This window comes from Pseudomonas fluorescens, assembly GCF_000968015.1.
Classification (GTDB): domain Bacteria; phylum Pseudomonadota; class Gammaproteobacteria; order Pseudomonadales; family Pseudomonadaceae; genus Aquipseudomonas; species Aquipseudomonas fluorescens_W.
In genome coordinates, this window is the sequence record NZ_LACH01000001.1 from 200,577 (window position 1) to 213,651 (window position 13,075).

The 13,075-nt window shown below is 58.8% G+C and carries 13 protein-coding genes; 4 read left to right on the forward strand and 9 right to left on the reverse strand.

Going from position 1 to position 13,075, the window contains the following annotated elements; translation table 11 throughout:
* Positions 1–72: 72 nt before the first annotated feature.
* Entirely contained in the window at positions 73–1,146 is a 1,074-nt protein-coding gene (locus tag VD17_RS00915; protein WP_046052272.1) for a fatty acid desaturase, read from the reverse strand.
* 100 nt (positions 1,147–1,246) lie between these two features.
* Between VD17_RS00915 and VD17_RS00920 the strand changes: the two genes are divergently transcribed.
* Positions 1,247–2,251, forward strand: a complete 1,005-nt coding sequence (locus tag VD17_RS00920; protein ID WP_046052273.1) for an AraC family transcriptional regulator — start codon at positions 1,247–1,249, stop codon at positions 2,249–2,251.
* Between the two features lie 129 nt (positions 2,252–2,380).
* Here the strand turns inward: VD17_RS00920 and VD17_RS00925 are convergent, their stop codons facing one another.
* Complete coding sequence (locus VD17_RS00925) at positions 2,381–2,746, reverse strand: response regulator (RefSeq protein WP_046052274.1); 366 nt, start codon at positions 2,744–2,746, stop codon at positions 2,381–2,383.
* A 70-nt stretch (positions 2,747–2,816) separates the two neighbouring features.
* Positions 2,817–3,503 carry a Crp/Fnr family transcriptional regulator gene (locus VD17_RS00930; RefSeq protein WP_046052275.1) on the reverse strand — a complete coding sequence of 229 codons (687 nt, stop codon included), beginning with the start codon at positions 3,501–3,503 and terminating at the stop codon, positions 2,817–2,819.
* An 84-nt stretch (positions 3,504–3,587) separates the two neighbouring features.
* Between VD17_RS00930 and VD17_RS00935 the strand changes: the two genes are divergently transcribed.
* Positions 3,588–4,106 carry an Mpo1 family 2-hydroxy fatty acid dioxygenase gene (locus VD17_RS00935; protein ID WP_046052276.1) on the forward strand — a complete coding sequence of 173 codons (519 nt, stop codon included), beginning with the start codon at positions 3,588–3,590 and terminating at the stop codon, positions 4,104–4,106.
* Between the two features lie 89 nt (positions 4,107–4,195).
* On the opposite strand, the gene VD17_RS00940 is transcribed toward VD17_RS00935, so the two are convergent.
* From VD17_RS00940 to dibA, 6 genes are all read right to left on the reverse strand, one after another.
* Positions 4,196–5,185 carry a sulfate/molybdate ABC transporter ATP-binding protein gene (locus tag VD17_RS00940; protein ID WP_046052277.1) on the reverse strand — a complete coding sequence of 330 codons (990 nt, stop codon included), beginning with the start codon at positions 5,183–5,185 and terminating at the stop codon, positions 4,196–4,198.
* 3 nt (positions 5,186–5,188) lie between these two features.
* The gene (gene cysW, locus VD17_RS00945) at positions 5,189–6,061 is read right to left on the reverse strand and encodes a sulfate ABC transporter permease subunit CysW (RefSeq protein ID WP_033058554.1); all 873 of its coding nucleotides are present in this window, start codon (positions 6,059–6,061) and stop codon (positions 5,189–5,191) included.
* Positions 6,062–6,073: 12 nt separating this feature from the next.
* Positions 6,074–6,892 carry a sulfate ABC transporter permease subunit CysT gene (cysT, locus tag VD17_RS00950; RefSeq protein ID WP_046052278.1) on the reverse strand — a complete coding sequence of 273 codons (819 nt, stop codon included), beginning with the start codon at positions 6,890–6,892 and terminating at the stop codon, positions 6,074–6,076.
* 70 nt (positions 6,893–6,962) lie between these two features.
* Positions 6,963–7,976 (reverse strand): sulfate ABC transporter substrate-binding protein, encoded by a 1,014-nt coding sequence (locus tag VD17_RS00955; RefSeq protein ID WP_046052279.1) that lies wholly within the window; start codon positions 7,974–7,976, stop codon positions 6,963–6,965.
* Positions 7,977–8,119: 143 nt separating this feature from the next.
* Entirely contained in the window at positions 8,120–8,302 is a 183-nt protein-coding gene (gene oscA / locus VD17_RS00960; RefSeq protein WP_007941032.1) for a sulfur starvation response protein OscA, read from the reverse strand.
* A 189-nt stretch (positions 8,303–8,491) separates the two neighbouring features.
* Entirely contained in the window at positions 8,492–10,417 is a 1,926-nt protein-coding gene (dibA, locus tag VD17_RS00965; RefSeq protein ID WP_046052280.1) for a phosphodiesterase DibA, read from the reverse strand.
* A 147-nt stretch (positions 10,418–10,564) separates the two neighbouring features.
* Here dibA and desA point away from each other — a divergent pair, with 147 nt between their 5' ends.
* Both desA and VD17_RS00975 read left to right on the forward strand, forming a co-directional pair.
* A complete protein-coding gene (desA, locus tag VD17_RS00970; RefSeq protein WP_046052281.1) occupies positions 10,565–11,752 on the forward strand; it encodes a delta-9 fatty acid desaturase DesA in 1,188 nt (395 codons plus the stop codon).
* 238 nt (positions 11,753–11,990) lie between these two features.
* Positions 11,991–12,980 carry a GGDEF domain-containing protein gene (locus VD17_RS00975; protein WP_046052282.1) on the forward strand — a complete coding sequence of 330 codons (990 nt, stop codon included), beginning with the start codon at positions 11,991–11,993 and terminating at the stop codon, positions 12,978–12,980.
* The last annotated feature ends 95 nt before the right edge of the window (positions 12,981–13,075 follow it).

A 13,075-nucleotide genomic window follows, 5' to 3' on the forward strand; every position in this document is an offset into this window, starting at 1 on the left:
TCCTTGCGTCACAACTTAGCGCCCCTTTGGGTCAAATTGATGACCAACGTCTTGAGTTTCCGAGTGCATCGATCAAGCCTGAGCGGCACGAACCTCCTGCGCCTCTGCTGTTTCCTTTCGCACAAACCGATTCGCCCGCCCAAACGTCCCGAAATCATTGAACCGCACGCCCATGTCTCGCATCACCTTATGCGCCACCGGCACGGTCATCTGACGGATGTAAAACGGTTCCTTGACCACAAAGTGATGGATGCCGTGACTGCTGCCGAAGTTGAAGCAGAACGCCTGCAACGGCCACATCCACCACGGGTTCAGCACTTGGGTCTGCTGGATTACATTGCCCGGCTCAACGTCACCGTAGTAGTGCATGTTCGAGCTGACGAAATGCAGGCAAAAGGTACGTAACACGTTCGGGCCGATGATCACCACGGCAGCGATATCGATGACGTGCATCACCGACAACGTGGTCGCTGACCATTCGATCGACGTTCCCATCAGATAGGCGATGCCATTGGCTGCATGGAAGCCCAGGAACATGTACCAAGCGCCCCAATGCACCAGCGCCAGTGGCGCGTAGACCTTCAGCGCGCGCTTGATGATGCTGATCTTGTGAGCCCAGGTCTTGGCCCGCAGCATACGAATGAATGCTGACATTACGTTGTCGCCGACCATCAACAGCCGCGCAAAACCCCAGGGCTCACCGTTGGTGATGGCGCGCTCTTCCATGTCGGTTTCCGTGCCGGAGACTTTGTGGTGATTGAGGTGCAGATGTCGACGAATCCACGGATTGATCGTGCTTGGCCGCGCCAGCCACACCAGTCCCATCATCAGGTTGTGCGGCACGCGCTGTTTGCGGAAGTACATGCTATGAATCAGGTCGTGTTCCAGCTCGTGAGTCAGCGAGGCAAAAAATGCGTTGAGCAACAGGCACATCCACCAAGCCATGTGCCCAGTCATGTAGAGCGTCGCCGAGCCAATCATGCCGACCAGCGCGAAGGCCAGAATGCCTGCGCCCAAGGCGTCCTGATGGTTGAGAATCGGGTAGCGCTGACGCAGTTCGACCCCCTTGGCCAGCACCACTTGGCGAATATGCGCTGATCGCTGAGTTGCATTCAGTCGCTGGGGACTTGCAGAAGTACCGTGCATGCTTCCATCCTCTGGTTATTGATGTTTGCATCCTGCCTTGTGAACCCTCGCAAAGCGGTAGCCGTGAACGCCAACCTGTTGACCGGAAGCGCCAATCAGCATGACTGAACCGACCTCCCTCGCCAGCTGGACCCGCGCCCTGCGCAAGCAACTCGATGCCCTGGGCCTCGACAGCACCGCCCTGTGCCAACAGGCGGGGCTCGACCCGCAACTGATGGACGACCCGAACGCCCGTTACCCGTTGTCCGGCACTACGCGCCTGTGGGAAATCGCGGTGCAGGTCAGCGGTGATCCGGCGATTGGTTTGCGCGTATCGCGCTTCGTCAGCCCCACCACGTTTCACGCGCTCGGTTATGCGTTGGTGGCCAGTGGCAGTCTGCGAGAAGTGTTCGAGCGTATCGTGCGTTATCACCAGGTGGTCAGCGATGCCCTGGATCTGGAACTGACTCGCGCCGAGGACCGCTACCGTTTCCGCCTGAAAATCCCCCCAGGCAATCCGGCCCCGGCCTTCGAAGCCATCGACGCCTTCACGGCAATTTACGTACGCACCTGCCGCAATCGCCTGGGCCGCGATTACGCCCCGCTGGCGGTGTACCTGCGCCGCCCGGAACCGGCGGACCCGCATCAATGGCACAAAGTCTTCCGCTCACCGGTGTACTTCGCCGCCGATGAAGACCGACTGGAATTCGCCGTCGTGGACTTCGACAGTCACTTGGACGACGCCAACCCGGAACTGGCCGAGCACAACGAAACAGTGCTCAAACGCACCCTCGCCCAACTCAAACCCCTGACCTGGGAACGCAAGGTTCGCGACGCCATTGAGGAGCAATTGCCGGAAGGCGAGCCCAGCGCCGAACACATCGCCCAGGCCCTGCACCTGAGTTTGCGCAGCCTGCAACGGCATCTGGCGGACGAGGGTTGCCGGTTCGATACGTTGCTCAACGAAAGCCGCGAGAATCTGGCGCTGCTGCACCTGCGCGATCCGCAATGCTCATTGAGCGAGATCAGCTACCTGCTGGGATTTGCGGACACGAGCAGCTTCAGCCGCGCGTTCAAGCGCTGGACCGGGATGACACCGGGGCAGTTTCGGGATGGGTTGCGGTAAAGGATCCAGGAGGTGTGGTGTCTGGTCTGGCCTCATCGCGAGCAAGCTCACTCCCACATTTTGAAATGCATTCCCCTGTGGGAGCGAGCTTGCTCGCGATGAGGCCAGACCAGACACCACAGAAACACCTCAGCGCCCCCGATCCCGCCGCAACAACTTGCGCACTCGCTTCACCAACTCGCTCACGGCAAAAGGCTTGAGCAGGTAATCATCCTCATGCAACTCCAGGTCGCGCAGGCGATCCTCGATGCCGTCCCTGGTGGTCAGGAACAGCACCGGCGTATCACCGAGCTTGCGGATCTGCTGCAACAACTGCCAACCGTTGAGCCCGGGCAGCATCACGTCGAGGATGATCAGCTCGTATTCGCCAGACTCGATGAAACGACGGCCGTCCATACCGTTGACCGCCACATCGACTGAGTAACTTGCCTCGCTCAGGCCTTTAGCCAGGAGTTTGGCGGTCTCAGGTTCGTCTTCCACTAACAGCACACGCATGGCACACCTCGATTATCGTCATCACAGGCTAGGCGCCTTCGCGTCCAAAGCCCACCCCTAACGCCGGGTTTTAGATAATCGCCAACATCCGCAATCGCTCCGCATCCAGAATCTCGATCTCGCCGTACTTGAGATTCACAATCCCCTGCCCCTGCAAGTCCTTGAGAATCTGGTTGGTGGTCTGACGCGACAGCGACAGCATCGACGCCAATTGCTCCTGGGGCAGTTGCAGCACCCGTCGCGGCGGGTCGATTTCGCCGTAACCCTCGGCGATCATCAGCAAGCGATGAGCCAGTCGAGCGGCGGCTGGCATCAGGCTCAGATGTTCGAGATTGACGAAGGTCAGGCGCAATTTCTGGCTCATCAGCAATGCCAGTTGCCGCCAGTACACCGGTTGTTCATCAAGCAACGTCAGCAGCACGGTTTGCGAGATGTGCAACAGGACGCAATGACCCAGACCGAACGCATCATGAGTGCGCGGCTGGCCATCAAACAGGCAGATTTCGCCGAACCAGTGGGGCGACTCCACCAGGCTCAACAGCGCCTCCTTGCCCTGCTCGCTCACGGCGCCGATGCGCACCGAACCTTCGAGCACCGCGTACAGCCCGCACGGTGGATCGCCGCGCTTGAACAGCCGCTGGCCTGGCGACAACCGCCGCACTTTGGCGGCGGCCAGCAGACTATCCTGTAAAGGAACAGGTAAATGGCTGAACCACTGCCCTTTATCCAGCCGCGAACGCCAAACCTGCATGTCCATGAAAACTCCTGGAGATTGTCGCCTGCCTGACAGAGCGAAATGTGGACCCGGGGCATGATCCATCACCCAACAGGAGGAACAACAATGAAAAGCCTCGTCGACCATCTCAGTCAATACGCCGCCTACCACCGTGATCCGCGCAATATTGCCAGCCACTTTATCGGTATTCCGCTGATTGTGGTGGCCGTGGCGGTTTTGCTGTCGCGGCCGCAATGGGCCGGGGGCTGGGTTTCGCCGGCGGCGCTGGTCGCGCTGGCGTCGGCGTGGTTTTACCTGCGCCTGGAGTTGCGCCTCGGGGTGTTGATGACCGTGTTGCTCGGCCTGTGCATTTGGGCGGGTCAGGTTCTTGCGCAGCAAAGCACGCTGGTCTGGCTGGCGAGCGGCATCGGGATGTTTGTGGTGGGTTGGGCGATTCAGTTTGTCGGTCATCACTACGAAGGACGCAAACCGGCGTTTGTCGATGATGTGACAGGGTTGATTGTCGGGCCGTTGTTTGTGGTGGTTGAGTTGGCGTTTTTGCTGGGGTTGCGGCGGGATCTGAAAGAGCAGATCGAGGCGCGGGTTGGGGGTGTGCGAATCAATCCGAATCGCGTTGCGGCATAAGACGCCATCGCGAGCAAGCTCGCTCCCACAGGGGATTTGTGAACGACGCAAATCACTGTGGGAGCGGGCTTGCTCGCGAAGCTTTTGCTTTAGATGTTGGCGAGCTTCTGCCAGACCTTGGGCTTGAAGAACAGCGTCTCGCCCTTCGCCAATCCGATCAGGCTGTCGTGATCTTTTACCACTTCAGCTTCGATCAATTCGCTCTGGCCTTCGACCTTCAGCGTCACCCGTGTCGTCGCGCCCAACGGACGAATATCCCGCACCTCGGCCGCGTGGTGATCCTCCAGCTCATGACGCGAAAGCGACACTTCGTGAGGACGGAACAGCACATGGTTGTCTTCACCCAGATGCAGCCGGTTCGAATCGCCCAGGAAGTGATAAACGAAATCGCTGGCCGGGTTTTCGTAGACGTCGCCCGGTGAGCCGATCTGCTCGATCACACCCTTGTTCATCACCACGATGCGGTCAGCGACTTCCATCGCTTCTTCCTGGTCGTGAGTCACAAACACCGAGGTCAGGTTGATGTCTTCGTGCAGCCGCGCCAACCAGCGACGCAGCTCTTTACGGACCTTGGCGTCGAGGGCGCCGAAGGGTTCGTCGAGCAGCAGGACTTTCGGTTCAACCGCCAAGGCACGAGCCAAGGCAATACGTTGACGCTGGCCGCCGGAGAGTTGTTCCGGGTAGCGATCCGACAGCCAATCCAGTTGCACCATGTTGAGCAGTTCGTGGACTTTTACCGCGATCTGGCTTTCGCTCGGGCGCTGGTTTTTCGGCTTCATGCGCAGGCCGAACGCGACGTTGTCGAACACCGTCATGTGGCGGAACAGCGCGTAGTGCTGGAACACGAAACCGACGTTGCGATCACGCACATCATGGCCTGAGACGTCTTCACCGTGGAACACGATGCTGCCCTTATCCGGGGTTTCCAGACCGGCGATGATCCGCAGCAGGGTGGTCTTGCCGCAGCCGGACGGGCCAAGCAGCGCCACGAGTTCGCCGCTTTGAATGTCCAGGCTGATGTTGTCCAGCGCCTTGAACGCGTGAAAATTCTTGCTGACGTTACGCACTTCGATCGACATGACTTATTCCTCCGCGGCGCTGGCGCGCAGGCGGTTAATACGGTTTTCGCTCCACTGCTTGAGCAGCAGGATGAAGAGCGCCAGGATCAGCAACAGGCTCGCCACGGCGAACGCGGCCACGTGGTTGTATTCGTTGTAGAGGATCTCGACGTGCAGCGGCAGGGTGTTGGTCACCCCGCGAATGTGCCCGGAAACCACCGATACCGCACCGAACTCACCCATGGCCCGCGCCGTACACAGCACCACGCCGTAGATCAGGCCCCATTTGATGTTGGGAACGGTGACGTGCCAGAACATCTGCCAGCCATTGGCCCCGAGCAGGCGCGCGGCCTCTTCTTCCTGCGTGCCTTGCTCCTGCATCAGCGGGATCAGTTCGCGCGCCACGAACGGCACGGTGACGAAGATCGTCGCCAGCACGATGCCCGGCAAGGCGAAGACGATCTGGATGTCATGGTCCTGCAACCACGGACCAAACAGACCCTGAGCACCGAACATCAGCACGTAGACCAGACCGGCGATTACCGGCGACACCGAAAACGGCAGGTCGATCAGCGTGACCAACATACTCTTGCCGCGGAACGAGTATTTGCTCACGCACCATGCAGCGCTGACACCGAACACCAGGTTCAGTGGCACCGAAATCAGCACGGCGATCAGCGTGAGTTTCAGGGCCGACAAGGCGTCGGGTTCGAAGATCGCGGTGAAGAACGCACCGAGGCCATTTTTCAGCCCCTGGGACACCACGATGAACAGTGGCAACAACAGGAACAACGCAAAAATCAGCCAGCCAAGGCTGATCAGGATTCGCCGCGAAGTGGCACTACCACGGCGGGCAGCGTTGGCCGAGGAAGCGGCGCTAATAGACGATTGGGACATTTTTGCGCCTCCTTATGGGGTTTCGATACGCCGCTGCAGCAAGTTGATCAGCAGCAACAGGACGAAGGAAACCACCAGCATCAGTACACCAATGGACGTGGCGCCGGTGTAATCGTACTGGTCGAGTTTGACCATGATCAGCAGCGGCAGGATCTCGGTTTTCATCGGCATGTTGCCGGCGATGAAAATCACCGAACCGTACTCGCCGACCCCGCGGGCAAAGGCCAACGCGAAACCGGTCAGCCACGCTGGCAACAACGCGGGCACCAGAATATGGCGAAAAACCTGCAACGGTTTTGCACCCAGGCACGCCGCCGCTTCTTCCACTTCACGCGGGATATCAGCCAATACTGGCTGTACGGTACGTACTACGAATGGAAGTGTCACAAAAGTGAGGGCAAGGGTGATGCCGAGGGGGGTGTACGCGATCTTGAAACCCAGATCCGCTGCAAACTGACCCACCAAACCGGTGGGGGTGTACAACGCAGTCAGCGCGATACCGGCCACCGCAGTGGGCAACGCGAAGGGCAAGTCGATCATCGCGTCGATGACTTTGCGTCCCGGGAAGGTATAACGCACCAGCACCCAGGCCAGCAGCGTGCCGATCATGCCGTTGATGATCGCGGCATAGAGCGCGGTGCCGAAGCTGAGCTTCAACGCCGCCAGCACCCGTGGCGCCGAGATAATCGCCCAGAACTGGTCCCAGGTGAGTTGAGCGGCATGCACGAACATCGCCGCCAGTGGAATGAGCACAATCAGGCTGAGGTACACCAAGGTGTAGCCCAGCGTCAGCCCGAAGCCGGGTATGACGGGGGAGATACGACGCGACATAAAAGTCCTTGGTTGAGAACGCGCAAAGCCTCGAATCGGAATTCGAGGCTCGTTGATGGCTTATTTCAGGTTATTGCGCCTGATAAATCTGGTCGAACACACCACCGTCGTTGAAGAATTTCGGTTGAGCGGTTTTCCAACCGCCGAAGTCGTTGTCGATGGTCACCAGGTCCAGTGTCGGGAACTGTTTCGCGTACTTGGCGGCAACATCCTTGTCACGTGGACGATAGAAGTTTTTTGCCGCGATTTCCTGGCCGGCCGGGCTGTACAGGTGTTTGAGGTACGCTTCGGCGATCTCGGTGTTGCCCTTTTTCTCGGCGTTTTTGTCGACCACGGCTACCGGAGGTTCGGCGAGGATCGACAGCGAAGGCACGACGATGTCGAACTTGTCAGCGCCGCCGTCTTCCTTCAGGGCCAGGAAAGCTTCGTTTTCCCAGGCCAGCAACACGTCGCCCTGACCGTTGTTAACGAAGGTAATGGTCGAACCGCGAGCACCGGTGTCCAGTACAGGAACGTGCTTGAACAGGGTTTGCACGTATTCCTTGGCTTTCGCTTCGTTACCGCCATTGGCTTTCAGGCCATAGGCCCACGCCGCGAGGAAGTTCCAACGCGCACCGCCGGAGGTTTTCGGGTTCGGGGTGATGACTTCCACGCCGTTCTTGGTCAGGTCGCCCCAGTCCTTGATGCCTTTAGGGTTGCCCTTGCGCACCAGGAACACGATGGTCGAGGTGTAAGGCGTGCTCGCTTCCGGCAGACGCGTCTGCCAATCCGCTGGCAGGGTCTTGCCGAGTTTGGCGATTTCGTCGATGTCACCGGCCAGGGCCAGGGTCACCACGTCGGCACGCAAACCGTCGATCACTGCCCGACCCTGCTTGCCCGAACCACCGTGGGACTGCTGGATTTTCACACTGTCGCCAGCGTGGTCTTTCTGCCAGAACTTGACGAATTCAGCGTTGTAGTCCTGATACAGCTCGCGAGTCGGGTCGTACGACACGTTAAGCAGTTCGTAATCCTTGGCAACCGCGGAACCAGCAAAAAGGGCACTGGCCAGGGCGGCCAAAGCGAAATGACGAATCGACGACATGGTGAAAGCTCCTGGAATTCTGTTTGTAATGGCTTTTTATGGTCTGGAATCGGGGTTGCCTGTCAAAGATCGCAGCCTTCGGCAGCTCCTACACAAAGCCCCCCGTAGGAGCTGCCGCAGGCTGCGATCTTTTGATCTTTGTTTCAGCTCGGTTTGTTGCCTGGGTTCTGCAACCGGAATTTCTCTTTGCGTTCGATCTGGACCACCTGGGCGTTGTGCACGGTGATTTCCACTGCGCCAAAACGCAGATCGCGCAAGGCGCTCTGGATCTCACGCAAAATGGTTGCTTCGTCCTGGCCGTCAACGCTACGTAGGGATGCGCTCATGGTGCTGCTCCTTCAACTAGAGGTTGCCTGGCAGTGGGGAGACTGCTTGCGGCGTGAGACCAATAGTAGATAAGCGCTGATATTCTTAAAAAGACTATTTAAGAATTTTAATATAACCAAAAGCTGATAAAGGACTGGAGGCAGGGACGCAGAGCGTCCTGGGCGGCATTCCCATGCAGAGCGTAACGATCAGTGCTGAAGAATTAAGGGAGCACGCTTCCAATCCACCTGCCCGGCCGGCACCGGACGTCCAAACCAGTACCCCTGCCCCAGATCGCAGCCATGTTCGAGCAGGAAACCCGCCTGCTCGACCTGCTCGATCCCCTCGGCATGAACTTGCATCCCCATGCTCTGGGCCAGCGCGATGATCACCCGCACAATCGCCGCGTCATCCTCATCCCACGGCAACCCGGCAACGAAGCCCTGATCGATCTTGAGTTTCTGTACCGGCATTCGCTTGAGGCGCAGTAACGACGAATAGCCTGTACCGAAGTCATCGATGGCCAGCCGCACACCTAATTCACGCAACCTGTGCATCTGTTCCAGCGCGACTTCCGGGTCATCCATCACAGCGCTCTCGGTGACTTCCAGCTCCAGACAGGCAGGATCCAGCCCGGTTTCGTGCAGCACCTTCGCCACCTGCCCAAACAGCTCACGGCGGGCGAACAAACGAGAAGAAACATTCACCGCGACAAACGACAACACCACCCCGGCCTGCTGCCACTGGCACATCTGCTCACACGCCTGGCGCATCACCCAGGCATCAATTTCGGCGATCAGTCCGGTGCGCTCGGCAATGGGAATGAATTCTGCCGGCGACACCAACCCTCGCTGCGGATGCTCCCAGCGCACCAATGCCTCGACGCCGATCAGGCGGCTGGTCTTGAGGTCGTGAACCGGCTGGTAATAAACCCGTAACTCCTGCTGCTCCAGCGCACGGCGCAATTCGAATGCAGTCTCGACCCGTTGCTGGGCATGGGCGGTCAGTTCTTCGGTATAGAGGGCATAGCCGTTGCGGCCGGCACCCTTGGCCTTGAACAGCGCCGAGTCGGAGTTGCGCAACAGCTGCTCGGCACTCAAGGCGTCGCCGGGGAACAGGCTGATGCCGACGCTGATATTGACGAACAACTGATGCCCGTCGATCTGGAACGGCTCTTTGAGGCCATCGATGATCCGCTGAGCCAGCGCCGCCGCGTGCACCATTTGCGGACAGCTTTCAGCCAGCACGGCGAACTCGTCACCGCCAAGGCGCGCCAGCGTGATTCCCGGACCGACCATCGCTTTCAAACGCTCGGCCACGCCCTTGAGCAACTGGTCCCCAACACTATGCCCGAGGCTGTCGTTGATCATCTTGAAGTGATCAAGATCGAGCATCAGCAACGCGCAGCCGCGCTTGTGGATCTGCGCCGACGCCAGGGCCTGCTCGGTGCGGTCGGAGAACAGCAAGCGGTTGGGCAGATCGGTCAGCGGATCGTAGTGAGCCAGATGCGTCAGCTCATGTTCGGAGTTCTTGATTGCGCTGATGTCGGAAAACACGGCCACGTAATGGCTGCGCCGCCCCCTCTCGTCGTCAATGATGCGGATGGTTTGCCATTGCGGATAGATCTCGCCACTTTTGCGGCGGTTCCAGATTTCCCCGCTCCACTCGCCGGTGCTGTTGAGTGCCGCAAACATCGCCTGGTAGAAAGCCTGCGGATGATGACCGGACTTGAACAGACTGGGACGCTGGCCGAGCACCTCCTCGCTCTGATAACCGGTGATTGCCATGAAGGCCCGGTTTACATGGACGATCAACCCGTTGTTGTCGGTGACCAGCACCCCTTCACGCGTGCAATCGAACACCGCGGCCGCCTGACGCAGACGCTCGTGGTCTTCATTGCGCTCACGCAATTTTGCGCCGATCCCCAGGCAACGAAACAATCGCGCCCGCGCGAGAAAAATCAAACCGGCACTGAATACCACCCAGGCATAACCGTTGATCAGTTGCCATCGCATTAGCTCAGCAGAGCTATCGAAGAAACTGTTCAATAAATGACCGCTGAACAGCAGCCAACCTACAGAAACCAGAAGATAAAGCAGTGCTGCACGCAAAGCATCGCGATAGGTGGCAGACATTCGGCAGTCCATGTCCCTTCAAAATGGATGGAATTGTAGTTTAAAGAAACATCCAGCCACTCTTATCTGAAAGGGCGACTGGTTTTATCTGTGGGCTAAGTGATAATGCAACGGCTGTTTTTTTCTTTATCGAGGGCCCTATAGCCTATGTGGTACGAAGGTTTTCTCGGCTTGTCGCCCTGGTCACTGGTGGCAGTCACCCTGCTGATGACCCACGTGACGATCATCGGCGTCACGGTCTATCTGCATCGTTATTCAGCCCATCGCTCACTTGAGCTGAATGCTGGCCTGAAACATTTCTTCCGCTTCTGGCTGTGGCTGACCACGGCACAGAACACCCGCGAGTGGACCGCTATCCACCGCAAGCACCACGCCAAATGCGAAACCGTCGATGACCCGCACAGCCCGGTCATCAAGGGCCTGTCTACCGTTCTGCGCAAAGGCGCCGAACTGTACCGTGCCGAGGCGGAAAACCCCGAGACCCTGCGCATCTACGGCAAGAACTGCCCCGAAGACTGGATCGAACGCAACCTGTACAGCCGTTTTCCGCTGCTGGGCGTGGCTATCATGGGCGTCATCGACCTGCTGCTGTTCGGCACCATCGGCATCACCATCTGGGCTATCCAGATGATGTGGATCCCGGTCTGGGCCGCCGGCGTGGTCAATGGCCTGGGCCATGCCATCGGCTACCGCAACTTCGAATGCCGCGATGCGGCGACCAACCTGGTGCCGTGGGGCATCCTGATCGGCGGCGAAGAACTGCATAACAACCATCACACCTACCCTAATTCGGCAAAACTGTCGGTGAAGAAGTGGGAATTCGATCTCGGCTGGGCCTGGATCCAGGTCTTCAGCTTCCTGCGCCTGGCCAAGGTTCAGCGGGTCGCGCCCATCGCCCATCGGGTCGAAGGCAAAGGCAACCTGGACATGGACACCGCCATGGCGATCCTCAACAACCGCTTCCAGATCATGGCCCAGTACCGCAAACTGGTGATCGCACCGCTGGTCAAACAAGAGCTGGAAAAGGTCGATCACTCGGTCCGTCACCAGTTCCACCGCGCCAAGCGCCTGCTCTCGCGGGAAACCAGCCTGCTGGATGACAAACACCACATTCGCATCCAGACCATGCTCGAGCACAGTCAGGCGCTGAAGGTAATTTACGAGAAACGCCTGGCCTTGCAGCAGATCTGGGTCAAGACAAGCTCAAATGGTCACGACATGCTGGCCGCCATCAAGGATTGGGTACACGAAGCCGAAGCCAGCGGGATTCAATCCCTGCGCGACTTCGCCGATCAGTTGAAAACCTACTCCCTGCGCCCCACCGCCACAGTCTGACTGTGGCGAGGGAGCTAGCTCCCGCTCGACTGCGCAGCAGTCGCAAAACCTGACGACGCGTTCTTTCACTGAAAAACGCGTCGCCAGTACCGCCCGGCGGGAGCAAGCTCCCTCACCACATAAGGCGGGAACTAAGCTCCAAATCCCCTATCTCAAAAGACACTTCGCCATCAAGGCGGGCTCTGGTATTGCCGCTTTCGAACCTCGAGCGGCACACGCCCTTTGAGATTTTGTGTCGATGCTCAATAAAAGCCTACAAGACTCATCCCTCCCGCAGTGGCCCGAAGCCGCGCAAACCCTGCTGGCCCTGATGCATGCACAAGGCGAAGTGGCGCGCCTGAGCGAACGTGAACAACTGTTCAGCGCTCTGCTGGTGAGCGTCAACGCGGTGCTTTGGGCCTTTGACTGGGAATCCCGTCGGGTGCTCTATGTCAGCCCCGCGTATGAACGGATTTTCGGCCGCTCCGCTGGCTTGTTGCTGTCCGACTACAACCAATGGCGCGACAGCATTTACCCCGACGATCTGGACTATGCCGAACGCAGCCTGGCCGAAGTACTGGTCAAAGGCGACGACGAAGACCGCGAGTACCGAATCATTGCCGCCGACGGCCAGGTCCGCTGGCTCAGTGACAAGTGCTTCATCAACCGTCAGGCCGAGCCGGGGCAACCAGTGATCATCGTCGGCATTGCCGAAGACATTACTGACAAGAAGCAGATGGAAACCGAGCTGCAACGCCTGGCCACCACCGACGTGCTGACCCAGAGCAGCAACCGCCGACACTTCTTCGACTGCGCCCACCGTGAATTCGAACAGGCACGGCACCAAGGCACGCCGCTGGCCTTCCTGCTGCTGGACATCGATGACTTCAAAGTAATCAACGATACCTACGGCCACCAGGAAGGCGACAACGTGCTGCAACGAATCGCTGAGAGCGGTCGTGCGGTGTTGCGTCGCGGTGATGTGTTCGGGCGAGTTGGCGGTGAGGAATTCGCAGCAGTGTTTCCCGGCTGTGCGCCAGACATGGCCATGAAAGTAGCCGAGCGCCTGCAACGGGAGATTCAGCGCTTAAGTTTCAGTCATGGCGACCAGACGTTCGGCATCACCGTCAGTCAGGGCCTGACCAGCCTCACCGACGAGGACGAAAGCGTCGACAGCCTGTTTGCCCGCGCGGATGCGGCGATGTACAAAGCCAAACACCAGGGCAAGAACCGCATCATTTCCGGCTAATGGGCCCGACACATAACCAATGTGGGAGCGAGCTTGCTCGCGATAGCGGACTGTCAGCCAACATCAATGTTGAATGTCAGTACGTCATCGCGAGC

Bases quoted from the DNA above. Each gene is read 5' to 3' on its own strand.
- VD17_RS00915 (WP_046052272.1), bottom strand. From the start codon at position 1,146: ATGCACGGTACTTCTGCAAGTCCCCAGCGACTGAATGCAACTCAGCGA.
- VD17_RS00920 (WP_046052273.1), top strand. From the start codon at position 1,247: ATGACTGAACCGACCTCCCTCGCCAGCTGGACCCGCGCCCTGCGCAAG.
- VD17_RS00925 (WP_046052274.1), bottom strand. From the start codon at position 2,746: ATGCGTGTGCTGTTAGTGGAAGACGAACCTGAGACCGCCAAACTCCTG.
- VD17_RS00930 (WP_046052275.1), bottom strand. From the start codon at position 3,503: ATGGACATGCAGGTTTGGCGTTCGCGGCTGGATAAAGGGCAGTGGTTC.
- VD17_RS00935 (WP_046052276.1), top strand. From the start codon at position 3,588: ATGAAAAGCCTCGTCGACCATCTCAGTCAATACGCCGCCTACCACCGT.
- VD17_RS00940 (WP_046052277.1), bottom strand. From the start codon at position 5,185: ATGTCGATCGAAGTGCGTAACGTCAGCAAGAATTTTCACGCGTTCAAG.
- cysW (WP_033058554.1), bottom strand. From the start codon at position 6,061: ATGTCCCAATCGTCTATTAGCGCCGCTTCCTCGGCCAACGCTGCCCGC.
- cysT (WP_046052278.1), bottom strand. From the start codon at position 6,892: ATGTCGCGTCGTATCTCCCCCGTCATACCCGGCTTCGGGCTGACGCTG.
- VD17_RS00955 (WP_046052279.1), bottom strand. From the start codon at position 7,976: ATGTCGTCGATTCGTCATTTCGCTTTGGCCGCCCTGGCCAGTGCCCTT.
- oscA (WP_007941032.1), bottom strand. From the start codon at position 8,302: ATGAGCGCATCCCTACGTAGCGTTGACGGCCAGGACGAAGCAACCATT.
- dibA (WP_046052280.1), bottom strand. From the start codon at position 10,417: ATGTCTGCCACCTATCGCGATGCTTTGCGTGCAGCACTGCTTTATCTT.
- desA (WP_046052281.1), top strand. From the start codon at position 10,565: ATGTGGTACGAAGGTTTTCTCGGCTTGTCGCCCTGGTCACTGGTGGCA.
- VD17_RS00975 (WP_046052282.1), top strand. From the start codon at position 11,991: ATGCTCAATAAAAGCCTACAAGACTCATCCCTCCCGCAGTGGCCCGAA.